The sequence below is a fragment of the Mesorhizobium mediterraneum genome (assembly GCF_002284565.1).
GTDB classification, from domain to species: domain Bacteria; phylum Pseudomonadota; class Alphaproteobacteria; order Rhizobiales; family Rhizobiaceae; genus Mesorhizobium; species Mesorhizobium mediterraneum.
Window position 1 is genome coordinate 341,228 of record NZ_NPKI01000011.1, and the last position, 23,973, is coordinate 365,200.

Genomic DNA, 23,973 nt, shown 5'->3' on the forward strand with positions numbered 1-23,973 from the left:
CTGAGACATGAAGACGATCGTCACCGGATCCAGCGGTCTGCTTGGCCGCCATGTCGCCGCGGCGCTGGTCGCGGCCGGTCATGATGTGCTGGGCATTGATGCCGTCGCGCCGGGAGACGTGGCATGGCGGCATGCAACCGCGGATCTGACGGATCTTGGCTCGACGCTGCAGCTGGTGCGCGATTGCGACGCTGTGGTTCATGTCGCGGCCATTCCGCGCCCGACCGGGCGGGCCGGCGGCGAAGTGTTCAAGACCAATGTCGCGACCGCCTACAATGTCGTCGAGGCGGCGGCCATGGCTGGCGCCGCGCGCTTCGTCTATGCCTCGTCCTTCAGCGTTTTCGGTTATCCGTTTTTCGAGAAGACGGTGCGCCCGCCCTATCTGCCGGTCGATATGAACCACCCAGTCGGCGCGCAGGATCCATACGGCCTGTCGAAATGGCTCGGTGAGGAAATCGTCGGCGCGGCGGTGCGCCGCGGCGCTTTCTCGGCTGTCAGCATTCGGATGCCATGGATCCAGACCCCGGCCAGCTTTTTCGCGGGCGTCGGCCCGCGCCGTGCCACTGCCGACAGCGCCCGTGACCTGTGGGCCTATCTCGATGCGCGCGACGCGGGGCAGGGCTTCCTGCAGGCGTTGGAATGGAAAGGCGACGGCCATCTCCGCGTCCTGCTCAGCGCCGCCGACACGTTCATGGAAGAGGAAACCGAGCCGCTCGTGCGCCGTGTCTACCCGGATGTCCCGCTATCGCGGCCGATCGCCGGCCATGGTGCCGTGCTCGACACAGTCCATGCGCGCGAAACCATCAGCTTTGAGCCGAGCCATTCGTGGCGCTCTTACCCGAAGCCGGAGCTTGGAAAATGAAGCGATTCGACGAAAGATGCGTCCTTGTCACCGGTGGCGCCGGCGCGATCGGCAGTGCGGCGGTCCGGCGCTTCCTCGAAGAAGGCGCACGCGTCGCCATTGTCGACCGCAACGGCGCGGCGGCGCAGACACTGGCCCAATCCCTGGGCGAGCGCGCGATCGCCATCGAAGCCGACGTCACCGATGAAGCAGACGTGCGGCGCGCCGTTGAAACGACCGTGGAAACATTCGGCGAGCTGAATGCGGTGTTCAACAATGCCGGGATTTCCGGCGTCGTCGCTCCGGTTCACGAACTGCCTGTTGACGACTGGGATACCATCATTCGTATCAACCTGCGCGGCATGTTTCTCGTCCTGCAGGCGTCGCTTCGGGCGATGATCGAGGCCGGTAATGGCGGCTCGATCGTCAATATGGGCTCGTCCATGGCCGGCTGGGATGTGCTCGCCGGCGGCGCCGGCTATGTCGCCTCCAAGCATGGTGTGGTCGGACTGACGCGGGTCGCCGCGATCGATGCTGCGCCATACGGCATACGGGTCAATGCCATCTGCCCCGGCGTGATCGAGACAACGCTCGGCGTTCCCACAACCGGCGACAGCGATTTCGAAAGCGGTGTCCGGCATTTCGCCGACCGAATCCCGCTGCGCCGCATCGGCCAGCCCGACGATGTCGCGGCCGCCGTGGCCTTCCTGGCCTCCGACGAGGCCAGGCATGTCACCGGCGTGGATTGGCTGATCGACGGCGGCCAGACCTTGCAGAGCTGGGCCAACGCGCCGGCCGGCGGCGTATTTCCGAAATTTCGCTAAAGCAATTCCAGGAAAAGTGCGTAGCGGTTTTCCGTCCGGAATTGCGTAAAAACAAACACTTAGAGCCTTTTTGGCGGCATTGCCTGGATGATCTGGACGGCGAGATCGAGGTCGGCAAGCCCGCCCGAAAGCGGCGTGCGCGGTTTTGCGCCGGCCAGGATGCAGTCGGCGAAATGCAGCCATTCGCGGCGGAAGGCGGTGTCGGGAATGCCCGGTATCACGCGTTCGGATGCCGTCTCGCCAGCCGCTTCGCGCACCCGCACGATGGCCGAGGCGTTGCGGAAATAGGGGTTCTGGAAATCTATCCGCACCTCCTCGCGCTCGCCATGGACATGGATCCACTCGTCCCACCACTCATACTGGGCGAGCGCCACGTCAAGGAGGCAGGGGACGCCGTCATAGTCGAGCACCGCGAGAAGCTGGTTCGGGCCGGTCTGTCGCGCATGAACGACGCCGCTTGGGGCGCCGAAAGCGCCGCGCATGACGGCGAGATCGTGGCTGCCCAGGCCCAGCAACAGGTGATAGAGATCGCGATAGCCGGCATGGTCTGGGCCGAGTGCTGCCTCGATCCGCTTTGCAACGGCATTGCGTCCGGCCGCGAGCAGATCGGCCGATACGTCGGCGATGCGGGTCTGCGTATAGAGCTTGCCGTAGCGATCGAAGCGACCGGCGAAATCATGGACATGAATGGATTTCGGCCTGCCGATCGCGGCAATGCGCTCGAGGCCGATCTCATATCCCGGATCATAGAATTTCATGTAGCCGACAAGCGCGACGAGGCCGCTCCGTTCGGCCTGCTCGACCAGCGGACGCGCCTCCTGCGGTGTAAAGGCAAGCGGCTTCTCGACGATCAGATGCTTGCCGGCGCGGATGGCGTCAGCGACCATCCCGCCATGATCGTAGGTGCAGATCACCACGGCGTCGATATTTGGATCGGCAAGCAGCGCGCGATGGTCGCTATACCGTGCCGCGACGCTGTAATGCTCCCCGATTTTGTCGACAGTGCCGGGTGAGATGTCGCAGAGCGCGGCGATCCGAAACGCCGGCAATTCCTGGAGATAGGGCAAGTGCATCAGCTGGGCGATCTCGCCGCAACCGATAACGCCGACGCCGATAACGCGATCCTGCATGTCAACCCTTGACGGCGCCGGCCGTCAGGCCGGCGATGAACTGCCGTTGCATGGCGATGAAAACGATGATCACCGGCAGTGTCGTGATCGTCAACGCGGCGAAATACAGCGTCCAGAGCGAGTCGTATTGCTGGAAGAAGCTGACGAGCCCGAGCGGAATGGTCTGTACGGACGGGTCGCGCAGGAGCAGGAAGGCGAGGAAGAAATCGTTCCAGATCTCGATGAAGCCGAAGATCAGGATCAGCGCCACGCCCGGCCGGATCAGCGGCAGCATGATGTGGATCAGGATCGCCAGCCGGCTTGCGCCATCGACGCGCGCGGCGTCCTCCAGGTCGGCGGGCAGCGTGACGAAGAAGCTGCGCAGGATGAAGACCGAAAGCGGCAGCGAGGTCGCCGCGTAGACGAAGGCGATGCCGAGCCGGTTGTTGATCAGGCCGAGATCGCGCGCCACCATGAACAGCGGAATGGCCATGACCTGCGGCGGCACCAGCATGGCTGCCACCGCCACCGCGAGCACAAGGCCGCGCCCGGGAAAACGAAGGCGCGCGACCGCGTAGGCGCACGGCGTTGCCACGGCCACCAGGATGATCAATGCCGAACCGGTGACGAAGACGCTGCTGACGATGCGCGATCCCATGCCGGCGATCCGCCAGGCATCGACATAGTTCTGGAACACAAGGCTCGAGGGCGGCCCCCAGATGTTGCTCAGCATTTCCTGCTTGGTCTTGAGCGAGCCGAACAGCACCCAAAGCAGCGGATAGAGCGTCTCCAGCAGCACTAGGACGAGCGCGGCATAGATGCCGGCAAGTTCGAGAATGCCGCGCGCGCCGAGGCGATGAACGCTGAAGCGATGGGCGGCGCTGCCATCCCGGGAAAGCGGAGGGTTGGCTGCGGCGCTCATCAGACCTCAAGCCTTTGCCGCCGCATCAGGGCGAGCAGCGCGACACTGGCCAGTCCGACGATCAGAAAAAGTACGTAGCCGATGGCCGCTGCATAGCTCATCGCGCCGTCCTGGAAGGCCTTGCTCATCATGTAGGTGAGCACGACTTCGGTGGCGTGGTTCGGCCCACCCTTGGTCAGGACATAGACGATGTCGAAGTTGCGCACAAAGGCGCCGGACAGGCCGAGAATGGTGTTGATGAAGACGATCGGCATCATCATCGGCAGGGTGATATGCCAGAAGCGCTGGACCGGTCCGGCACCGTCCATCGTCGCCGATTCATAGAGTTCCGCCGGGATCGTCTGCAGCCCAGCGAGATAGATCACGGCGTGGAAGCCCAGCCATTTCCAGACGTCGACGACGATGATCGAATAGAGTGCGATATCGGCGTCACCAAGCCATGATCGTTTCAGCCCACCGAGGCCGAACAGATCGAGCGCGCCATTGAGCAGCCCGAAGACCGGATTGTAGATCCAGGACCAGAGCAGTCCGACGGCGACGAAGGACATGGTCACCGGGATGAAGGCGGCGGCGCGAAAGAAGGTGCGGCCGACGAGCGCCCGGTTGAGAAGCAGCGCCAGCCCGAGACCCAGCACGTTTTTCAAGACGACAACGGCAAGGACGAAGATCAAATTGTTGCGCAGCGCGGCGAGGAAGATGCGATCATGTGCGAGGCGCTGATAATTGGAGAAGCCCGCCCAGCTTGGGTCGGAAAACCCATCCCAATTGTGCAGGCTGAGCCAGAAACCGTTGACGAACGGCCAGAGGTAGAACAGACAAAAAAGGATCGCGGCCGGCAGGATCATGACGAAGGCGACCGCGCCGTCGCCTGAAACGAAGCGTCCGAAACGACTCGCGGAAGGAGCCGCCCCCTGCGGTCGCGTGCTCATGCGGCCTTCGCAGTTTTCGGCATCAGCACCAGCCCGAGCGTGTCGCTGATATAGGCGATGCTCTCCAGCGTGCTCTGCTCGGCCGTCTTCTTCGATGCGTCCAATTCTATGATGGCGAGGCCGTCATAATTTGCGTCGATCAGGACGTCGACGATGCCGGCAAGATCGACGACACCCGCGCCAAGCTCGCAAAAGGCGCCGTATCGGTCGTAGCCTTTCAGCGCAGGATCGACCCTGGTGTCCTTGAAATGCATGTAACGCACGGCCGAGATGTAGGTTCTGACCGCATCGACCGGATCGGAATTTGTATGGGCAAGATGCGCTGGATCGATACACAGGCCGGCAAAGTCCATGTCCAGCTCATCCATCATCCGGTCGAGCTGGTCGCGGCGCTCGATGAAGGTGTCGAGATGCGGATGGTAGACCGTCTCGATGCCGAGATCCTTGGTCCGTCTGCCGATATCTTCGAGCGCACGGCAAAAGGCGCGGTAGTCGTCGGCGGTGTGAGGCCCGGCAATGGCTTCCGACGGGCCGCCGCCCAGAACCAGCACCGGTGAGCCGAAGCCCTTCAGCATCCTGGTCAGCGCGACAAGCACATCGCGCTCATAAGGCCAGGCGACAGGGTTGGTGAAGATCGCATTCACGTAGAAAGAGGAGAGCTTGATGCCATACTCGCTCTGGCCTTCCGACAGCAGCGCGTAGCGCCGCAAAATGTCGGTATCGGTCGTCACGCCCATCGGCGCCTGGTTGCCGAGCTGCATATATTTGCGGGCGTACTGGTCCGAGAGGCTGGTGAAGGCGAGGATCTCGAACCAGCCGAAACCCTGATCGGCCAGGAATTTGATGGCCGGCCTGAGCGGTAGTCCGGTGAGGTCCCAGCTGTTCAGATGATAGCCGATCGAGAAGCGCTGCCGCTCGGCGCGATTTGTCGTCATGTCTCTGTCTCCGGTAAGAGAGGCAGCCCGAGACGGGCGGCCCCGTTTTCTTGCCCTGGCGCATCAGCTCGGCTGGATGCGCTCGCCTGCATGCGAGCTCACTTGGGCGGCCAGTTGCCCTGCGCCTTGAGGTCGTCGAAGGTGGTCTGGATCGAGGCCGCCGCCTCCTCGGGCGTCGTCGTGCCGCCAACGATGCCGGCGATCGCCGAAGCGGTGGCTGTCGCGACTTCCGACGGCCAGATCCAGTCGAGGAACTTGATGGTGCTCGGGAAGGCTTCCTTGCGCAGCTCGACCGCATAGGCGTCGTCGACCTGCGGCACGCCCTTGATCGAGGCTGCGATCGGCTGCTCCGGCGCAAGGTAGAGCGTCGCAACCTCAGGCTGGGTCAGATATTCGATGAACTTGATCGCCGCATCGAGCTTCTCGGGCGGGATCGACGAGGCGACGCAGATCCCGTTGTCGGCGCCGCCGCCATGGCCTGGCGCGCCCGGCGTTCCATCCATTTTCGGAAAGGCAAAGACGCCCCATTTGAAGTCCTTGACGCTCGACTGGAGCGACGGGATTTCCCAGGTGCCGCCATAATACATGGCGCTCTTGCCGGCGGCGAAAGCTGCGCGCATTCCGTCCTGGTCGACGGAGAGCGAGTCCTTGGAAAGGATGCCGTCGTCGACCCACTGCTTGATCAGCTTGAAGCCTTCGACGTCAGGCGCATCGGTGAACTTTGCCGTGCCCTCGAGATTCTTCTGCGTCTTGCCGACCGGGTCTCCCGATGCCTGCGAAAAAGTTTCGAAGAACCACATCGGCCACATCACGGTGTTCGAGCCCTGATGCAGGAGAGGGATGACGCCCGCGTCCGTGAACTTCGGCACGGCCGCCTTCAGGTCGCCATAGGTCGGCGGGACCGGGATATCGAGCTTCTGAAAGAGGTCGACATTGTAGAAGATCGTCGATGTCGACAGCGTCGAGATCGGGACACCATAGACCTGGCCGCTGACCGTGAAGGCGCCAAGCGCGGCGGCGTCGATCCTGTCTTGGAACGGCTTGATCTTGTCGGTGATCGGCATGACCAGCTTGCGCCTGACATAGGCGCCATTGGTGTAGAAGGCCGGGCAGGCGATCAGGTCCATTTCCTGGCTCGCCAGCTTGGCGGTCATCAGGCGCTGGATGGAATCGGTCTGCGGCCCCTGGGCATCCCACTCGACCTTCGAGACGTCGGGGTTGGCCTTGAGGAAGCCGTCAATGACCTGCTGCTGGATCTTCTTCTGCTCGTCCGGCGTCTGACGCGGAGCGAGCTGGTCGAGGGCCGAACCGCCGAAGACCTTGAGCGTGATCCCCTCGGCATGGCCGATGCCGGGCGTCGTGATCAGGCTCAGGCTGAGCAGTGCGGTAGCAAGGATGGCGGGATGTTGTTTCGAACGATGGGTCACTCTCTGCTGAATGGGCATCTGGCTCTCCTTTACGCCAATGCCGAGGGGCAACCTCGGGACCAAAGATCGTTGATGGTCATATGATCTTGGTCGCCTGTTGCAAATTTTGTCAATCGGTAGGCATGCCTATTATTTCACCAATTTCATGGGCCCAGAGAGTTGGCGGGCGAGCGCGGCGTCGTCTGATGCGCCGCGCTTCCCCCGTTCCCGCACCTCCGCTCGGCGCCAACAAGACGATAACGGCGCCGGTCAGGTTCGGCGCACGGTGAACGTGCTCTCGCAGGAGGCGAATACGGGAAGCGTGTTTGAGCGTTTGGCGGCATCGGCCGGAAGCGCCGCGGCTCCAGGGTTCCGTCGCGCCCTGGAGCATCCTTTCGGACGTTATTTGCCTGCCGGCCGCCAAACGCAGCGCTGACTTTCTTCCATTGGCGTCGAGATTGGATCGAGCATTGCTTTGATCGCAACGACCTGCGTGTCACCGTAGAGGCCTGATCCAAGCCTGAGGCAGAAGGAGGTTGACCATGGCCAGGATTGTACCCGTGCTCGATCTCAGCCGTCTCGGACAGGGCGCGTCGGAGCGTCGGACCTTTCTGTTCGACCTACGCACGGCGGCCCGTGACGTCGGCTTCTTCTATCTCAGCGGCCACGGGATTTCGGCTGCGGAGATTGACGAGGTGCTCGACGCCTCGCGTCGGTTCTTTGCCTTGCCCGAAGCCGACAAGCTGGCCATCGAAATGGTCAAGTCACCGCAATTCCGCGGCTATACGCGCACCGGTGGCGAACTGACCAAGGGCAAGGCCGATTGGCGTGAACAGCTCGACATCGGCGTCGAGCGCCGACCCGTGCCACAGGGACCGGGCATTCCTGCCTGGACGCGGCTGCAAGGGCCGAACCAATGGCCTTCGGCCCTGCCGGAACTCGAGCCGGCGCTGCTGGCATGGCAGACCAGGGCGACGGCGGTGGCGATCCGCCTGCTGAAGGCTTTCGCGCTGTCGCTCGACCAGGCCGAGGATGCTTTCGATCCGATCTATAGCGGTGAGCCCAACCATCGCATGAAGATCGTGCGCTATCCCGGACGCGACGCAACCGGCGGCGACCAGGGCGTCGGCGCGCACAAGGACGGCGGTTTCCTGACGCTCCTGCTTCAGGACGAAAATAAGGGGCTGCAGGTCGAATATGACGAAAGCTGGGTGAATGTGGATCCCATCCCCGGAACGCTGGTGGTCAACATCGGCGAGCTCCTCGAATTGGCGTCGAACGGTTACCTCAGGGCGACTGTGCATCGTGTCGTCACGCCACCGGCCGGTGTCGAGCGGATTTCCGTTCCTTTCTTCTTCAGCGCCCGGCTCGATGCGACGATCCCGTTGCTCACCCTGCCTGAAGAACTGGCTGCCGAAGCGCGCGGACCCGCGAGCGATCCGGAAAATCCGCTGTTTCGCGACGTCGGAACCAACGTGCTGAAAAGTCGCCTGCGCTCGCATCCTGACGTGGCGCGCCGGCACTATGCCGATCTTCTCGAAACGAGGGCGTCACCTGTCTGAAGGCGTCGGAGCAAATAGAACAGAAATTTTCGTCATCGCCGGCGGCTTTGGAATTTTATTCGTCGCCAACGCGCCCAAACAAGCTCAAACAGGTAAGACCGTTCGACGGTTTCCTCCCATTCCGCTGAACGGTGTTCCCCTCTGAAGGTTGTAACCTTCTTTTGGCCGGGCCGCATTCGAGCCCGGCCATTTTTTCGTGCGATTTCGGCAAATCAGCTGTGATCCCCGAACCGTGAATCTGGGAACGGGACTGCCGGCTTTGCCGTAAGCGATCCATATGCGCCTGCCTTCCACACTGCGTCGCGTAGGAGGCCGCAGATGCACAAAAGCGCGCGATCGAAAAAACCGGGTGACGCCAGCCCTAGGGTTTCGCGAGACAGCACAACATATCGTTTTCAGCGCGTGAGCCGTGCGAGATAGGGTTCGACCAAGGCGCGTATTTCGGCGGCGGGCGCCGCTTCTCCGGCAGCATCCAGCGCCCGTTTGTAGCGTGCATAGTCGTCGACTGCGGCTTCGAAATCACGGCGCGCCAGCCGCTCCTTGATCAGCGCCTTGCAGACGGGTCCGGCATCGGGATAAAGCTCCAACGTCCTCAGATAAATCGAGCGCGCTTCGTGAGCGTTGCCGGTCGTCTCGAGCCGCAGGCCGATCCGCAATCCGAGATCGATCAGATCGCGACGCACTTTTTCAGCGGCAGCGAGCGACCAGAAGCTGGCGCGCTCGTGCAGAAACAGCGGACCTGGAAATGCGAGGAAGAGCGCTTCAGCTTCCGGGAGCGCCTCGCCATTGGCGATCGCGACTGCCTTGAGCCGTGCATCCCAGTCGGCGAGGTCGACCCAGACCTTGTCCGACGCGAGGCGAAGCTTGCCTTCGCGCTGGACGATGAGATCGGTCCGCCCGAGCAGCTTGCGCAGCCGATGCAGCGCTTGCTCGCAGGCCGCCCGCGCCTGGTCCCCGTCGAGGTCGGGCCACAGCCAGTCCTGAAGGGTCTCCAGCGAGCAGGTGTTGTCTTTCGAGATCGCCAGCACCCGCAGGATGTCGAGGGCCTTCGTCGGCGGCTTGGCGCCGAGAGGAAGAGGGTTTCCATCGAGTTCGAGCCGGAAGCCTCCGAGAACGTGGACCTTGAGCGGCCACGGCCAGGCCGCGGGCCGCCGCTGCGGCACGTCCAACCGGCGTTCCCCAATCAGCGACCGGCAAAGCTTGGGCTCGATGCCGCGCTCAAGCGCATCGCCAAGCAGTTCGGCGAGCAAGTCCGGAACGTTGAGGAGCACCATTGGCCAGCTGATGTCGCGGAGCGCCTCCAGGAAGATCTTCAGCCGGTCGCCATAGTGCGAATGTCCGCCCCACAGGGTCTCCAGCGCCTCCGCCGCGAGAATGCATATCTCGGTTCGCTTGCGGGCGCCGCCGTCCAGCCGCGGCAGCAGGTCGCTGAGCAGCGCGGCGGCTTCGCGAGGTTTCCTGTCGGCCAGCAGCACCTGGAACTTCGTGATGTAGTGCGGCCAGCGCTCAACCATCGGCTCGTTGGCGGCCTCGATGGCCTCCATGAAGCGCTCGCAATCCCGGTAGGCGGCCGCGAAATCGCCTTGCCTGGCATGCAGCGCGGCGTGGCAGTCGGCGACGACGGCGACTTGCGTGGTGAAGCGGCTGTCGGCGATCTCGGCCAGGCGCTCGACCACCTGGTGGAACTCCGCAAAATCGTTGCGGACCTTCATCTGCATCTGGAGATGGTAGAGCCCGCCGAACTCCACGCTCTTGAGCGACTCGCGCTCGCCAATGGCGATCGCCTCCCGCAACGCCGCTTCGGACGAAGGATAGGGAAAATTTCTTCTTTTGTAGGGGAAGTAACGACCACTCTCCGCACCGAAGGCGACCAGCCACATGCCAAGGATCCAGGGCAGCACGTCCTTCTGGCCTAAATCGTCGATAACGCTGTCGACGGCCTTCGCGAACAGATCGGCCCGCATGGTCGACGCCGAAAGATCGATCAGCGTTTCGCTCGCAAGCAACCGAAATCCGCTCGGATCCTGGCCGGAGTTCTTGGTCAGTCGCTCCAGCAGTTCGGCTTCCAGTGCTTGTCCGGCCGGGCTGCCGCGGTAGTAGTCGTCGCCGAAGTTTAGCGCCCGCATCATGCCAATGCGCACCAGCATCGCTTCCTCGCGAGGCAGTTCCGGAAGGCCGCGCTCGATCAGCTCGAATGCCCGGCGGGTCCACATGGAAAGGCCTTCGTAGGTGCGCCAACTGGCGGTCTTGACCAAGACGGCGCGCGACACGGTGAGACACAGGCCGCGCTGATCGTCCGCCTCGCCAAAAGCCTGCCATGCCTTCGCCAGCCAGCGCTCCGCGGCGACGTCGTCCGGCACGTGGGCAACGCCCAGCCAATAAAAATGCCAGCCGCTCATCAGCGCTTCCGGCAATCGGCCGCACCAGTCGATGAAAGTCGCCCGGCCGCCTTGCGCCAGCACATCCTCCGCGCGGCTCAGTATGAGTTTGCTGGCAAGCCCCCAGTCCTCCGCCTGCAAGGCAAGCGGGATGGCTTCATCCAGACGGCCTGCCTCGACGAGGATCGTCGCCGCTTTTCGTTTCAGCAATCTCTGCTCTTCTCGTGGCACGCGCTCAGCGAAACTTCGGTCGAGGAAATCCCGCAACAGATCATGCAGGTAGAAGACGTCGCGGCTGCTTTCCGTACGCGTGACCAGCAATTGCCGCTTGTAGAGCCTGTCGAGCAGTTTTCCCGCCTCGCCAGATCCTATCATCTCGTCGGCCAGTTCGGCGCTGATTTCAGGCAGCAAGTTGAGCTTCAGCAGCATATCCTGGTCGGTGGCGGGGAGGGAAAGGAAGAAATGACGGCCAAGAAGATCCAACAGCGCGTTCTGCCCGCCGCTCGTGTCATCAGGTCCGACCGTCGAGCCGTGGTCCGCGAGCAGAACCAGTCCGATCGCCCAGCCGCGCGCGGCTTCGACATCGACTGAGGCGTTCTTCGAACGCAGTTGGACGAGATCGCGCGCTTCCGCGGTCGAGAATTCGAGCGCCGACCTGTCGACGACGGCCATCTGGCCTCTGAGGACTAGGTCGCTAAGTTCTTCCCGTGGCAGCGTTCGCGAGGCGCAAATGCACCGAACCGTGTCCGGAAGCTCACGGAACATCACCGAAAGCACGCCACGAAACTCTGGCGTGTCGGCATCGTGCAGATCGTCGAGAACCAGAATGGTATCGGGTTTCAGCCGCGCGAAATAGGCCCTGAAGAAGCGCCTGGCGAACTCGTTCGGCTGCTCGGCATATTCGACGCCGAACACCGGCATGTCGCCAACCGCAGGTGGGGCGAGTGACTGCGTCAGATACTGAAAAAAGCGCGCAATGTCCTGATCGCCCTCGTCGACGCGGAACCACACATGCGGCGCCTCGACGCTTTCGAGATAGTCGATGACCGCGGTCGTCTTGCCGTAGCCGGCCGGCGCCGCCACCCAGCATATGGTCGACCGCGATTTCCGATCGATCGCTTCGAGAACGCGGTTCCGCCTCAATATCCTGGCACTGCGCGGCGCCGCCAGCTTGGCGATCCGGCCTGTGCCCGAGAGCGGGCGCCTCGCATCGGCTTCGATGGCGTCTAGAGGGGTCATGAGGGCTCGCGCTCGACCAATCATCGAGCGCCGGTCGTGCCGCCGTGACCGTCCCGCCGCCCAGATTGACCCTAGGGTAGCGCAATCATGCAACAATTCGTAGTGGCTTCGCAGATGAAGCGGCGATGGCCGATTCCAGCCGTCGACTGGATGCCTGCGCGATCGCGAAATCAGGACGCGGATGAGACCGAATTGTGTGAGGCAGCGCCGGCGGGTGACCGATGGATCCCGCACTCTATCTTCGACAGGCCGCTCCAGCGGCCCGCGCGCGGATTGTCCGCGCTGCCGCACTTGACCGTGCAGGGCGCGCAGCCGATCGAGAGGTAGCCCTTTCGAGGAGCGGATGCTGGGGAAGATGATAACGGTCGAGATAGTCCTCAATCTGCTGGCGGGTGAAGCGGGCAAGCGGGTCGATCTTCAGGCGCCCGTCAGTTTCCTCCAGTGTCGAAACATCCGCGCGAAGCCCGCCATGATATCGCTTGCGACCGGAAATCCAGGCTTTGAAACCGGTCAGCGCATTTTCGAGCGGCAGAACCTTGCGGATGTGGCAGCACCGGTCCGGATCGCGGCGGTGCAGCGCTCCAGTGCCGTCGAGCATCCGCATGACGTCGGCCTGAGGCTTGACGACGCGCAGATCGGTGAGACCGAGCAGAGCCGTCAGCTGCGCGCGATAGGCGATCGTCTCTGCGAACAGCTTTCCGGTGTCGAGCGTGATGATGGGGAGCGAACGGTCGATCGCGGCTGCCATATGCAGCAGCACTGCGGATTCTGCGCCGAACGAGGACACGAGCGCTATGTTTCCACAAAACAGATCGGTGACGAGCGGCGCCAGCAGGTCGGGCCCGTCGAGATGGTTCAGCTCTGCGACGACAGCTTCATACATCGCGGTTCGGCCGGTCAAAGACGGTGGTGGCGTGACAAGGCCGCATCATAGCTTCGCCACGAAATCGAGGATCGCCTGGCGGTCGGTCTCGTCCAGGTCGAAGAAACGGTCGCGCACGATCTGCGCCGTGCCGCCATGGGCGAAGACGGCATCGCGCAGCGTGGTCGCGCGGCCGTCGTGCAGGTAGCGTTGGCGCAGGCGGATGCCGACGAGCGGCGTGGTCCGCCATTCGGCGCCGATGGCATCGCCCTGGACGATCTTGTCGTCGAGTGCCGGCCCCATGTCGTGCAGCAAAAGGTCGGAATAAAGCCGGACTTCGCCGTTGACACCTTCCAGCGCTGGCACATGGCATTTGGCGCAACCGACCGAGGCGAAAAGCCGTCCGCCATGGCTGCCGAGCATCGCGCTGTGGCTCGATGAAGGCGATGCGGTCCGGAAGGTCGACGAGAATGGGAGCAATGCGCCATAGGCCAGCGCCGCCGACAGTACCAACCCGACGAGGCCCACGCCGACCAGGCGCCAGGCGCCGCCGGCCTCTCCGAGTCGGCTGACCCGGGTGGTGATGCCGAGCGCGATCATCACCATGAGGAACAGGAACTGGTCGACATCGAGGATGACGCGGCGCAGTTGCGGATTGAGGGTGATCTCCGAATTGAGCATCACCACGCCGATGAACGCGACGATGAACCACGGGAACGGGATCGGCGCTGCCTCTTGCGCCTTGTTGCGGCTGCGAAAGACCAGGCTGGCGGCGAGCAGAAGCGGGACGAGCATCAGCACCTTGCTGAGCTTGACCAGCGTGGCGGTGTTCAGCGCGCCATCGGAAATGGCGAAGGAGGCGCCGTAGACCTGCGCCAGCTCGAAAATGCTCGCCCCGACGAACACGCCATAGAGGCGGTCGTCGAGATGCGGCAGCCATCCGCTCAGGAACATGACCGGATAGGCGAGCAACGCCACGGTGCCGCTCAGCGTGATCAGGGCGATGGCGATGCCGGCACTCTGGTCGCGCGCACGCACCAGCGCGGCCATGGAGAGGATCGCCGCGGCGCCGCAGACGGCGCTGCCGACCGCGACAAGCAGCGCGATCTCGGCGTCGAGCCTGAACAGCTTGCGCGCGATGGCGTAGAGCAGCGTCAGCACGAGGATCAGCTCGATGGCCGCCACCCCGAGCGGCATGAACCCCAGATCCAGGAACAGCCGCGTCGTGATACGGAAGCCGACCAGCACCACGGCGAGCCGCAGCAAATAGCGCTTGGTGAAGTCGAGCCCCGGCCGCAAGGCGTCTGGACAGGCGAAGCTGCTGCCGATCATGAGCCCGAAGAGCATGGCGACGAGGACCGGGTTGCGCGACAGCGGCTCGCCCAGTCCGCCGGCGATCCAGCCGGCCGCAAGGGCAAGTGCCGCAGCAACGATGACGCCAGGCAAGACCGGGCGCATTTTTTCGGGCGCATGGGAGAGCGTCAGGGCGAGGCTCATGGCTTTGCCCCGTCGGGCAGGCGGAGCGTTCGCAGATAGAAGGCGACCGCCTCGATCTGCGCGGTATCGTCTTCGATCGGCTGCGAGCCCGCCTCGCGGCTGACAGTCGCGCTGGTGATGCCGAGTTCGTTTGCGAAAGCGTTCGCTACCATGTCTTCGAGGGTGGCTATGTCAGCCTTCCAGCCGTATCGGCCGACCCGCGATGCGCCCTGACCATCGACGACATGATGCGCGCGGCCTTTGATGCCGTCGCCCTTGCTGACCGCCTGCGCTTCGATGACCCTGTCGGGTATCTCGTCGATCCCAGCGATACCGTAGAGTGCGAGCGGCATGCGCAGCGAGATCACATTGGCCTGGCTTGGCATCGCCGCCGACACGATCCTCATGCCATCGCGCAACGCATGGCGTCTGGCGACCGGGCTGTTGGGATGATCGATCGGAACCGTGCGCCCAGAGCCCGGATCAATATGGGCTATTCTGCGCGCAAAGTGGTTTTCATCGATGCTCGCACCGCCAGGGCCGGGATGGCAGGCCACGCAGGACGTTGCATTGAACAATGGGCCGAGGCCCATGCGCGGCGTGAAATCGGTCTGGAACGACTTTTTTCCGCGCGCCGCAAGATTGGCGTCGGCGGCAGCGCCCTGCGTCCCCTGCATCGCTGCCGCCGCGCCGTGCTCGTCGAAGACCCCAACCTCGACGAGCGCCCCTTCGAGGCCCGGAAATCCCGGAACCTCGCCGCCAATCGTTATCCAGATATGCTGTGCATCCGCCGAGGTCGCGATCGCGCGAAGGCGATCGGGGCCGAGGGGCCCGAGCCCTGGAATCTCGATCGTCGCCCGGGCGAGAAGCCGGCCGTCCTGGCTCAAGCGCAGCAGCGAGCCGTCGCCGCGATTGGCGACGAACAGATCAGACCCGCCAGCCAGCGTCGTGTGGCTCGAGAATTGCGGATTGGCGATCTCGGGAATGGCCGCGGCGACATCGACCGGACGGTCGAATTCCGGCAGCGAGATCGTGCGGCTCCTGGCGACCGCGAAATGCCGCCGGTCGTCCTCCAGTTCAAGCAGCACCAGCCGGTCACGGCCGGGGTCGGCGATGTAGAGAGCGCGGTCCGGGTTCCACTTGAAGGCGACGCCGATGACGCCGGGATCGTCGCCGATGCCGTGGCCGGTGCTTACCGTGCCCAGGCCGGTGCTTACCGTGCCGGGGCCGGCCAAGCCGTCGACGCCATCCTGGACGTGGATCTGAACCACGCTTCCATCCGCGGTGACGGCGGCGAACACGGCAAAGCCGCTGCCGTCCGGCGATCGACCGAGAAACGCCGTTCCGAGCGCGCCCGTCTGCATTCCGCCTGATGTCAGCTGGCCGCTTGCCTGGTAATTCATGAGCTTGCCAAGCCAGCCGCTGGGCTGCGCTTTCGGCGTATTCTCGCGATCGGTATGCCGGCCGGCGAACACGCCGCCGGCCTAGCGGCTTGGCGCGTTGGCGAGTGGCGCACCGTCGGGGTCGACGACCGTGACGCTGCCCTCGCCATTGACCCCGCCAGGCGCGTTTGCGATCCAGGGCCTTCCGAACGCGTTGTTGATGGAAATGTATCGCGGTCCGGACGCAGCTGCGTGGCGCGCGGTTCGAGCCCCGGCATTGTACCGCCGGTTGAGAAACCGTTCGCTCTGCGCCGTGTAGAGCTGAACCCTCGCATCCGCGTCTTTGCCGGTGAGATCTTGCGGAACGATGATGGTGCCAGCAGACTTGCCCGCGCGCGGATCGATGGACAGGATCGTCCCGACCTCAAATACTGGATCGCCCGGCGGCGCGCCGAAATTGCTACCTACGGCGACAAGAACCCTGAGCGGATCGAGCACCCGCCCTTCGCGCGTCGCCATGAGGAATTCCGGATTTCCTGGAATCGGCCCGCCGACATGAAAGCGGCCCACCTCGCGCACGCCGGCCACGTCGGGCAGCCCGACCGCGACGACACGCGCGTTCAGGCGCCAGTTGGGGGTCTGATCTCCCGCGAACGCCCAGGTCGGCAGCAGGCCGACAAGTATCGCCGCCGTCGCCATGTTCCAGCGAGCAGAAAACCCCGACAGCGCGGACCATCGCCGGGTCTGATGAGTCCCGGCGAAATCCGTGGGGGCCACTGCACTGCCTGTTCGCATCGCGAGGTCTCCGGCGGTCGCAAGCGCTCGGTGACGCCTGCCACTCACGGTGCAACGTTTCGACCACGCGCGCTTACGGATCGCTTACGGCATTCGGCGTAACTGGCTCGCCGTATCAACTGCGAGCCGAGCATCGCTGCTATGATTTGAGGTCGCGCTGACGTTGCGGCGCGAACGCCGATCGTTCAACCGGCCGGAGCGGTTCCCAGTCGATTTCCGCCGGCTTTTGCGATGAAGCTGCGCCAACCGCCATAGGCCGAAATGTCGATAGCCTGTGACAATCCGGCGGTTTCGACCAGGAAGCCTTTGGCCGATGTCCCGTCATCGAGCTCGATCGTGCCTATGCCGAGCGGCGGTGGGATCGCGGCCACGAACCGTCCGAACGCGTCTGCTGAAAGCCGCCAAACCTCGACATCGATCGCCGCTCCGTTGCCATCGGCAACGCGCACGAGCCCCGGCTTCGGCACGGATTGGCCGGCAAGCGCATAGAGCTGATAGGAAGCAACTGTCTTGGCGATCCTGCTCATTCGGCCGCCCAGCGCGCAGAGTTGGCCGTTGAGCGGCATCCCCGACAAATGTGCGCCGACGACCACGAGCTCGATCATGGCGTCATCGAAATCAGGCGTTTTGGCGGATGAGGCAGGCATTGGCCAGCCGGTCGCACCAAGCCCGAGACCGCCGGCTGCATGGAGCTCGCTGCCGAGCGCCGCCGTCAGAGCGTCCTTGCCGGCAGCGGCAAGCAAGGTGACGCTCATCGGCAAGCCATCGTCGCGCTTGCCCGTCGGCACGGCGATGCCGCACATGTCGAGCAGATTGACGAAGTTAGTGTAGGTGCCGAGCCGGCTGTTGGTGACGATCGGATCGGCCAAAACAGCCGCCAGCGAATAGTGCGTCGGCGCCGTCGGCACGCAGAAGAGGTCGACCGAGGCGATGACAGGCGCCAGCCCGGCCTTGTAGGCCTGCAGCGCATAAAAGCCCTTGAAAGCATCCGTTGCCGAAAGTTTTCGCGCGCCGCCAATGATCGTGCGCGTCACCGGGTGCATGGCTGCTTCGTTCGCTTCCATGAAATCCGCGATCGCCGCATAGCGCTCGGCCACCCATGCGCCTTCGTAAAGCAGGTTGGCGGTGGCGTAGAAATCGCCGAAGGGGATTTCTACCAATCGGCAGCCGAGCTGTTCCAGCGTCCGCAGCGCCGTTTCGAATCCCGCCTGCATGGCGGCGTCGCCAAAAAATTGCCGGTCCGTCTTTGCCGGAATGCCGACAGACGGCACCGGTGGACGCGGACCGAGCGACGGCGCCGCGATAACGCGCGAATAAGGATCGGCGTCATCCTTTGCCGCCGCGGCCCTGAAGACGCTGTAGGCGTCATCGACGGTGAGCGCGAAGACGGAGACGCAGTCGAGCGTGCGGCAGGCCGGCACGACGCCGGCGGCCGACAGCGCGCCGACCGTCGGCTTCAGCCCGACGATGTTGTTGAGGCCGGCGGGGATACGGCCGGAGCCGGCGGTGTCGGTGCCGAGCGCGAAAGAAACAATGCCGCGCGCCGTCGCCACGGCCGAGCCGCACGAGGAGCCGCCCGGCACCAGTTTAGGATCGATCGCGTTTCTCGGTATCGGATAGGGCGTGCGCACGCCGACGAGGCCGGTGGCGAACTGGTCGAGATTGGTTTTTCCGACGACCAGCGCGCCGGCCGCCCTCAGATGCGCGACGACGGTGGCGTCTTTCGTCGGCAAGTAGGCATATTCGGCGCAGCCGGCCGTGGTCGGCATGCCGGCAACATCGATGTTGTCCTTGACCGCAAACGGCACGCCCCAGAGCGGCTTTGCCACGGGATCGAATCCGCCGAGTGCCTCGGCTTCGGCGAGCATCTCGGCCTTGCTTGCCAGATGGATGAAGATGCCGGGATCGTCCGCTTCCGCTATGCGCTGAAACACGGTTTCAACGACGGTCGCAACCGACATGCCGGAGGCATAGGCCGCGTGCAGGCTGCCGATATCGAAGCGGATTTCGCTCATTTCGTCTCGTCCAGAATGATCACCGGCAGATTCCACTGGATCAGCACGACGCAGCCGTCTTTCGTCCACACCGAATGCTCGGTCCCGGCCGGGTTCAGCACCACGCTTCCGGCAGGATAGTCGCCATTCCCGTCGCTCTGCATGCCCTCCAGCACGACGATGGTTTCCAGCCCGACATGGCGATGGCGCGGCACGCCGGCGCCGGGCCGATAGTTCAGGATCGCGACGGACGGTTCAGCCGGTCCGCCCTTGAGCAGCCAATGCACCGAGATGCCTTCGCGAAAATGCTCGAATGTCAGATCACGCCAGGTGAGAGCCGGATATGCAATGTTAGGCATCGGCAATTCCCTTGAGCACCTGGTCCGTCATCGCCGTCCAGCCGACGATCGCGCCCTGCGCCCTGATCATGGCCAGCGCGGCCGCCTTGAATTCCGGAAAATAGCTCTCCGTCGCATCCTCGGCCAGCAGGCATTCATAGCCGCGGTCGTTGGCCTCGCGCATCGTCGTCTGCACGCAGACTTCCGTCGTTACCCCGGCGAAGACGAGTTGCTGCACGCCGAGCCGCTTCAGGTCCTCGCCGAAGCTGGTGGCGTAGAACGCGCCCTTGCCAGGTTTTTCGATAACGATTTCGCCAGGCAGCGGGGCAAGCTCGTCGAGGATCGCCGTTCCCGGCTCGCCGACGATCAGCACGCGGCCCATTGGGCCGACATCGCCGATCCTGATCGACGGATTGCCGCGGTTGCGCTTGGCCGGTGGCAGGTCCGAGAGGTCTGATCTGTGGCACTCCATTGTGTGGATCACCGGCAGGCCGGCGGCGCGAAATCCCTCGATCAGTCTCTTCACCGTTGGAACGATCGCCACCACCCGGCTGACGTCGTTGCCGAGACTGGCGCCGAAGCCGCCCGGCTCGGCGAAATCGCGCTGCATGTCGATGACGACCAGCGCCACCGCCTCAGGCTTGAAAGCAAACGGAAACGGCAGCGCGTCGATCTCGGCCATCAATGATGTCCAGCCATGTGCTCGCCGATGGTCTGCACGCTCGCCTGCGCGATCGGCGTCTCGTAGACCAGCGCGCCGTCGGACATGACGAAGATGCGGTCGGAGAGTTCCAGCAATTCGTCGAGGTCCTCCGACATCAGCAGCACCGCAGCACCGGCGTTGCGTGCCTTCATGATGCGGGCGCGGATCTCGGCGACGGCGGAGAAATCGAGTCCGAAGCACGGATTCGAAACAATCAGCAGATCGACCTCGCCGGTCAGTTCGCGGGCGAGCACAGCGCGCTGGACGTTGCCGCCGGAGAGCGACGAAATCGGCGAGGCGAGCGAGGCCGTCTTGACCTTGAAATGCTCGACTAGGCGGGCCGCATAGTCCCTGATGGCACTCATCTTGATCCAGTTGATCGGTTTGCCAGCCTCGTTCAGGTCGAAGGTTCGGAAAGCCATGTTTTCCGCCACCGTCATCCTTGGCGCGCAGGCATTGCGCAACGGTTCCTCCGGGATGAAGCGCACGTTGAGCGTGCGGGCCTCGGCGCGGCTGGCGCCATAGGGCGAGCCCTTCACCAGCACGTCGCCGGCATCACGCGCACGCTGTCCGGCAAGGACTTCGAGAAATTCCTTCTGGCCGTTGCCGGAAATACCGGCGACGCCGACGATCTCGCCGGATTTCACATCAAGCGCGCCGATATGGATTGTCTTCAGCCCTGTTCGGTCGGGCGCCTTCAGTGCCTTCACCGTCAGGATTTGCCGGGCGCCGACAGGCACTGGAGCGCGGCTGTCGAGCGCGGCAATCGGCTGGTCGCCGATCATCATCGCCGCCATCCGCTTGTGAGAGAGTTCCGAGACTTTCCCTGTTCCTGTCAGTCTGCCCTTGCGCAACACCGTGATGTCGTCGGCGAATGCCGTCACCTCATGGAATTTGTGCGAGATCATCAATACGGTGAGGTCGCCCGCCTTGGTCATGCCGCGCACGAGGCCGAGCACTTCCTGCGCCTCGCCGGGGGTCAGCACCGACGTCGGCTCGTCCAGCACCAGAAAACTGCGGCCGAGATAAAGCTGTTTGATGATCTCGAGCTTCTGTTTCTCGCCGGCGGCAAGTTCGGCCACCTTGACGTCGAGCGGCAACTTGAACGGCATCCGCTGCATGAATTGGGCAAGTGCGGCGCGCTCCTTGCGCCAGTCGATAATCCCCGGCACCTTTTCGCGGGCGATGACCAGGTTTTCCGCACCTGTCAGCGACGGGACCAGGGTAAAATGCTGGTAGACCATGCCAAGGCCGAGCGCCGAGGCATCCTTCGGGCTGGTGATCGCGACCTCGCGGCGGTCGACCAGAATGTCGCCGGCGGTCGGGTGATAAAAACCCATCATGCATTTGACCAGCGTCGACTTGCCGGCGCCGTTTTCGCCAAGCAGCGCATGGAACGATCCCGCCGGCACCTTGATCGACACGTCGTCCAGCGCGGTGAAGGCGCCGAAGCGCATTGTCATGCCGATCGTCTCGACGCCGACTGCTTTTTTGCGGTCACTCATGGTCGAGCCTCATGGTAACTGGGCAACGAAGGACGCCGAGTTCGACACCGCGCCAAACACGCCACCCTGCATCTTGATCATCTTGATCGCAGCCAGATGGTTGCCGTGGTCGGTCGCCCCGCAGCAATCCTCCAGCATCACGCATTCGAAGCCGCGGTCATTGGCCTCGCGCATCGTCGTGTGGACGCAGACATCAGTGGTGATGCCGGTGAGCACGATGTTTTCGATGCCGCGCTGGTTGAGGATCAGCTCCAGGTCGGTGGCGCAGAACGAGCCCTTTCCTGGCTTGTCGATGATCGGCTCGCCTTCGGCCGGATAGAGATCGGGGATGATGTCCCAGCCCGGCTCGCCGCGCACCAGGATGCGTCCGCAAGGTCCGGGATCGCCGATGCCGGCATTGATGCGGCGTGAGCGCCAGCGCTTGTTGGCCGGCAGGTCGGCGAGATCGGGCCGGTGGCCCTCGCGCGTATGAATGATGGTGTAGCCCTTCGCCCGCATGGCCGACAACACCGACTTGATCGGCTCGATCGGCGCACGCACCAGCGAAAGGTCGTAGCCCATATGGTCGACATAGCCGCCCGGCCCACAAAAGTCGGTCTGCATGTCGATGATGATCAGCGCCGTGTTGTCGGGCCGGAGCTCGCCATTGTAGGGCCATGGATAGGGATCGGCGTCGATGTAGCGCTGCGTGACTTCGGCTCTGGCGTTCATTGAGCAAAACTCCAGTCTGGAAACGTCATTTGGTGATCGACAGTTCGCCCGGCGCGCCGGCGAGCGAACGGCTCGGCGACGAGGTGGCGATCATGATGATGAGCGTGAGAATGTAGGGTGCGGCGTAGAATAGATAGTAGCCTTGCGTGACGCCGACCGATTGCAGCGCCGGCCCCAGCGCGCCGGCGCCGCCGAACAATAGCGCCGCGGCAAAGCAGCCAAGCGGGTTCCAGCGCGCGAAGATGACCAGCGCCACCGCCATCAGCCCCTGGCCCGACGAAATGCCTTCGGTCCAACTGCCGGGATAGTAGAGCGACAGGTAGGCGCCGCCGATTCCGGCCAGCGCGCCGCCGAGGCCGGTGGCGAGGAGGCGCACCGTGTTCGGGTTGAGGCCCATGGCGCGCGCGGCGTCGGAACTGTCGCCGACCACGCGCAGGATCAGACCGGCGCGGGTGTTGCGGAAAGCCCACCACAGGAACACGGCAAGTGCTGCGCCGATCAGGAACAGCACGTTGACGTTGAGCGCCGCCTGCACCTGCGGAACATCGGACCAGCCGCCAAAGGGGATCGCCGGCAGGTCGGGCGCCGAGGGCTGGATGAACGGCTTGCCGAAGAAGAAGGCGAGACCCGAGCCGAACAGCATTAGCGCAATGCCGATGGCGATGTCGTTGACCCCACGGAATTTGCAGATCCAGCCGTGGAACAGGCCGAAACAAAGACCGGCGGCTGCGGCGGCCAGCAGACCGAGCCATGGCGAGCCGGTCATCACCGCCACGGCATAGGCGGTCATCGCGCCGAAGACCAGCGTGCCTTCGAGGCCGAGGTTGATGCGCCCCGAACGCTCGGTGATGGCTTCGCCCAGCGACACGAAGATGAAGGGGGTCGACACGCGAATAGCGCCGCCGAGCATGGCGAGCGGAACGCCCCAGAGGCCGATCTCGGTCGAGTCCATCACGCAGTCCCCTTCAAAAGAACTGGCCTCTGCCAGAGGTCGGGATTGAAGGCCTTGAAGCGGCCGTAGAAGGTTTCGCTGAACAGGATGACGACGAAGAGCATGCCTTGCAGCACCAGCACGGTGGCGTCGGGCAGGTCCATGCGGCGCTGGATCAGCCCGCCGGAGGCGTCGATGCCGCCAAGCAGGAAGGCGACCGGGATGATGGCGAGCGGATTGTGGCGGGCGAGGAAGGCGACGAGGATACCGGTATACCCATAACCGGCGGCGAGCGAGGCGTTGGCGCTGCCTTGCACGGCGGCGACTTCCAGCATGCCGGCAAGGCCGGCGAAACCGCCGGCCAGCGCGGTGAAACCGACGATCAGCGGTCCGACCGCAAGTCCCTGCACCTGGGCCGCCCTGACATTGCCGCCGGCGATGCGGGCGGCGAACCCCCAGCGGGTCTTTTCGATCAGCAGCCAGGACAGAATGCAGGCGATGACGCCGACGACGAGGCCCCAATGCACGTCCATGCCCGGAATGTTGCCGATGCGGTAGGCCTCCGCCAGCGGCTCGGTCGAGGGCTTGTTGAGCGAGGCGGGATCGCGCAGCGGTCCTTCCACCAGATGGTTCATCAGCGCGATGGCGATATAGGCCATCAAAAGGCTCGATATGGTCTCGTTGACGGCACGGTAGTGGCGTAGCGCGCCGACGGCACCGATCCAGATGCCGCCGGCGGCCAGGCCCGCCACGCCCATGGCAAGAACAACGAAAAAGGCGGGCGCGCCGCTGGTGGCGACGCCCATGGCGGCCGCGGCAACGCCGCCCAGCACGATCGCGCCTTCGCCGCCGATGACGACGAGGCCGAGCCGGGCCGGCAGCGCCACGCAGAGCGCCGCAAGCAGCAGGGGTGCGGCCCGCGACAGCGAGTTCTGGATCGAGAACCACGAGCCGAAGCCGCCGCGCCACATCGTTTCATAGAGCTGCACGGGCGACTTGCCGACCAGCGCGATGAACAGGCTGAACAGGGCCATGCCGACGATCAGCGCCGCGAGCGGGATGACGAAGGCTTCCGCTCGCCGGGCGATCCATTCGAGCGCCGCCGGATAGCTTTTGGCGCCGAACATCGCT

General features: G+C 64.1%; 20 protein-coding genes. 3 read left to right on the forward strand and 17 right to left on the reverse strand.

What is annotated here, in order from left to right; all coding sequences use genetic code 11:
- Positions 1–7 precede the first annotated feature (7 nt).
- Both CIT25_RS06765 and CIT25_RS06770 read left to right on the forward strand, forming a co-directional pair.
- A complete protein-coding gene (locus CIT25_RS06765) occupies positions 8–862 on the forward strand; it encodes an NAD-dependent epimerase/dehydratase family protein (protein WP_095483767.1) in 855 nt (284 codons plus the stop codon).
- Positions 859–1,665, forward strand: coding sequence for an SDR family NAD(P)-dependent oxidoreductase (locus CIT25_RS06770; RefSeq protein ID WP_095483768.1), 807 nt, complete (start codon positions 859–861; stop codon positions 1,663–1,665). The genes CIT25_RS06765 and CIT25_RS06770 overlap by 4 nt, the downstream gene beginning before the upstream one ends.
- Positions 1,666–1,724: 59 nt before the next feature.
- On the opposite strand, the gene CIT25_RS06775 is transcribed toward CIT25_RS06770, so the two are convergent.
- The 5 genes from CIT25_RS06775 to CIT25_RS06795 form a co-directional block, all read right to left on the reverse strand.
- Entirely contained in the window at positions 1,725–2,795 is a 1,071-nt protein-coding gene (locus CIT25_RS06775) for a Gfo/Idh/MocA family oxidoreductase (RefSeq protein ID WP_095483769.1), read from the reverse strand.
- A 1-nt stretch (position 2,796) separates the two neighbouring features.
- A complete protein-coding gene (locus CIT25_RS06780; protein ID WP_095483770.1) occupies positions 2,797–3,696 on the reverse strand; it encodes a carbohydrate ABC transporter permease in 900 nt (299 codons plus the stop codon).
- Positions 3,696–4,625, reverse strand: coding sequence for a carbohydrate ABC transporter permease (locus CIT25_RS06785; protein ID WP_095483771.1), 930 nt, complete (start codon positions 4,623–4,625; stop codon positions 3,696–3,698). Before CIT25_RS06785 ends, CIT25_RS06780 begins: the two co-directional genes overlap by 1 nt.
- A complete protein-coding gene (locus tag CIT25_RS06790; protein WP_095483772.1) occupies positions 4,622–5,560 on the reverse strand; it encodes a sugar phosphate isomerase/epimerase family protein in 939 nt (312 codons plus the stop codon). Before CIT25_RS06790 ends, CIT25_RS06785 begins: the two co-directional genes overlap by 4 nt.
- 98 nt (positions 5,561–5,658) lie before the next feature.
- Complete coding sequence (locus CIT25_RS06795) at positions 5,659–7,005, reverse strand: ABC transporter substrate-binding protein (protein WP_095483773.1); 1,347 nt, start codon at positions 7,003–7,005, stop codon at positions 5,659–5,661.
- Between the two features lie 503 nt (positions 7,006–7,508).
- Between CIT25_RS06795 and CIT25_RS06800 the strand changes: the two genes are divergently transcribed.
- The gene (locus tag CIT25_RS06800) at positions 7,509–8,528 is read left to right on the forward strand and encodes an isopenicillin N synthase family dioxygenase (protein ID WP_095483774.1); all 1,020 of its coding nucleotides are present in this window, start codon (positions 7,509–7,511) and stop codon (positions 8,526–8,528) included.
- A gap of 395 nt (positions 8,529–8,923) precedes the next feature.
- On the opposite strand, the gene CIT25_RS06805 is transcribed toward CIT25_RS06800, so the two are convergent.
- The 12 genes from CIT25_RS06805 to CIT25_RS06855 form a co-directional block, all read right to left on the reverse strand.
- Positions 8,924–12,145, reverse strand: coding sequence for an AfsR/SARP family transcriptional regulator (locus tag CIT25_RS06805; RefSeq protein ID WP_095483775.1), 3,222 nt, complete (start codon positions 12,143–12,145; stop codon positions 8,924–8,926).
- A 235-nt stretch (positions 12,146–12,380) separates the two neighbouring features.
- Positions 12,381–13,028, reverse strand: a complete 648-nt coding sequence (locus tag CIT25_RS06810) for a phosphoadenylyl-sulfate reductase (protein WP_245329777.1) — start codon at positions 13,026–13,028, stop codon at positions 12,381–12,383.
- A gap of 45 nt (positions 13,029–13,073) precedes the next feature.
- Positions 13,074–14,504, reverse strand: coding sequence for a putative sulfate exporter family transporter (locus CIT25_RS06815; RefSeq protein WP_095483776.1), 1,431 nt, complete (start codon positions 14,502–14,504; stop codon positions 13,074–13,076).
- Positions 14,501–15,958: a di-heme oxidoredictase family protein gene (locus CIT25_RS06820; RefSeq protein ID WP_245329778.1), complete on the reverse strand. Its 1,458-nt coding sequence runs from the start codon at positions 15,956–15,958 to the stop codon at positions 14,501–14,503. The genes CIT25_RS06815 and CIT25_RS06820 overlap by 4 nt, the downstream gene beginning before the upstream one ends.
- 9 nt (positions 15,959–15,967) lie before the next feature.
- The gene (locus tag CIT25_RS37395; RefSeq protein WP_245329779.1) at positions 15,968–16,660 is read right to left on the reverse strand and encodes a hypothetical protein; all 693 of its coding nucleotides are present in this window, start codon (positions 16,658–16,660) and stop codon (positions 15,968–15,970) included.
- Positions 16,661–16,845: 185 nt separating this feature from the next.
- On the reverse strand, positions 16,846–18,675 hold the full coding sequence (gene atzF / locus CIT25_RS06825; RefSeq protein ID WP_095483777.1) for an allophanate hydrolase: 1,830 nt from the start codon (positions 18,673–18,675) through the stop codon (positions 16,846–16,848).
- Positions 18,672–19,013: a cupin domain-containing protein gene (locus CIT25_RS06830; RefSeq protein WP_095483778.1), complete on the reverse strand. Its 342-nt coding sequence runs from the start codon at positions 19,011–19,013 to the stop codon at positions 18,672–18,674. The genes atzF and CIT25_RS06830 overlap by 4 nt, the downstream gene beginning before the upstream one ends.
- Positions 19,006–19,674, reverse strand: a complete 669-nt coding sequence (locus tag CIT25_RS06835) for a cysteine hydrolase family protein (protein WP_095483779.1) — start codon at positions 19,672–19,674, stop codon at positions 19,006–19,008. The genes CIT25_RS06830 and CIT25_RS06835 overlap by 8 nt, the downstream gene beginning before the upstream one ends.
- A complete protein-coding gene (locus CIT25_RS06840) occupies positions 19,674–21,200 on the reverse strand; it encodes an ABC transporter ATP-binding protein (RefSeq protein WP_095483780.1) in 1,527 nt (508 codons plus the stop codon). Before CIT25_RS06840 ends, CIT25_RS06835 begins: the two co-directional genes overlap by 1 nt.
- A gap of 9 nt (positions 21,201–21,209) precedes the next feature.
- A complete protein-coding gene (biuH, locus tag CIT25_RS06845; RefSeq protein WP_095483781.1) occupies positions 21,210–21,911 on the reverse strand; it encodes a biuret amidohydrolase in 702 nt (233 codons plus the stop codon).
- 25 nt (positions 21,912–21,936) lie between these two features.
- Positions 21,937–22,863 carry an ABC transporter permease gene (locus CIT25_RS06850; RefSeq protein WP_095483782.1) on the reverse strand — a complete coding sequence of 309 codons (927 nt, stop codon included), beginning with the start codon at positions 22,861–22,863 and terminating at the stop codon, positions 21,937–21,939.
- Positions 22,863–23,969 (reverse strand): ABC transporter permease, encoded by a 1,107-nt coding sequence (locus CIT25_RS06855; protein ID WP_245329789.1) that lies wholly within the window; start codon positions 23,967–23,969, stop codon positions 22,863–22,865. Before CIT25_RS06855 ends, CIT25_RS06850 begins: the two co-directional genes overlap by 1 nt.
- Between the last annotated feature and the right edge of the window lie 4 nt (positions 23,970–23,973).

Coding starts and splice junctions, on each gene's coding strand:
- CIT25_RS06795 (WP_095483773.1), bottom strand. CDS start 7,005: ATGCCCATTCAGCAGAGAGTGACCCATCGTTCGAAACAACATCCCGCC.
- CIT25_RS06850 (WP_095483782.1), bottom strand. CDS start 22,863: ATGGACTCGACCGAGATCGGCCTCTGGGGCGTTCCGCTCGCCATGCTC.
- CIT25_RS06770 (WP_095483768.1), top strand. CDS start 859: ATGAAGCGATTCGACGAAAGATGCGTCCTTGTCACCGGTGGCGCCGGC.
- CIT25_RS06800 (WP_095483774.1), top strand. CDS start 7,509: ATGGCCAGGATTGTACCCGTGCTCGATCTCAGCCGTCTCGGACAGGGC.
- CIT25_RS37395 (WP_245329779.1), bottom strand. CDS start 16,660: ATGCGAACAGGCAGTGCAGTGGCCCCCACGGATTTCGCCGGGACTCAT.
- CIT25_RS06855 (WP_245329789.1), bottom strand. CDS start 23,969: ATGTTCGGCGCCAAAAGCTATCCGGCGGCGCTCGAATGGATCGCCCGG.
- atzF (WP_095483777.1), bottom strand. CDS start 18,675: ATGAGCGAAATCCGCTTCGATATCGGCAGCCTGCACGCGGCCTATGCC.
- CIT25_RS06840 (WP_095483780.1), bottom strand. CDS start 21,200: ATGAGTGACCGCAAAAAAGCAGTCGGCGTCGAGACGATCGGCATGACA.
- CIT25_RS06790 (WP_095483772.1), bottom strand. CDS start 5,560: ATGACGACAAATCGCGCCGAGCGGCAGCGCTTCTCGATCGGCTATCAT.
- CIT25_RS06780 (WP_095483770.1), bottom strand. CDS start 3,696: ATGAGCGCCGCAGCCAACCCTCCGCTTTCCCGGGATGGCAGCGCCGCC.
- CIT25_RS06835 (WP_095483779.1), bottom strand. CDS start 19,674: ATGGCCGAGATCGACGCGCTGCCGTTTCCGTTTGCTTTCAAGCCTGAG.
- CIT25_RS06815 (WP_095483776.1), bottom strand. CDS start 14,504: ATGAGCCTCGCCCTGACGCTCTCCCATGCGCCCGAAAAAATGCGCCCG.
- CIT25_RS06765 (WP_095483767.1), top strand. CDS start 8: ATGAAGACGATCGTCACCGGATCCAGCGGTCTGCTTGGCCGCCATGTC.
- CIT25_RS06805 (WP_095483775.1), bottom strand. CDS start 12,145: ATGACCCCTCTAGACGCCATCGAAGCCGATGCGAGGCGCCCGCTCTCG.
- CIT25_RS06785 (WP_095483771.1), bottom strand. CDS start 4,625: ATGAGCACGCGACCGCAGGGGGCGGCTCCTTCCGCGAGTCGTTTCGGA.
- biuH (WP_095483781.1), bottom strand. CDS start 21,911: ATGAACGCCAGAGCCGAAGTCACGCAGCGCTACATCGACGCCGATCCC.
- CIT25_RS06810 (WP_245329777.1), bottom strand. CDS start 13,028: ATGTATGAAGCTGTCGTCGCAGAGCTGAACCATCTCGACGGGCCCGAC.
- CIT25_RS06830 (WP_095483778.1), bottom strand. CDS start 19,013: ATGCCTAACATTGCATATCCGGCTCTCACCTGGCGTGATCTGACATTC.
- CIT25_RS06775 (WP_095483769.1), bottom strand. CDS start 2,795: ATGCAGGATCGCGTTATCGGCGTCGGCGTTATCGGTTGCGGCGAGATC.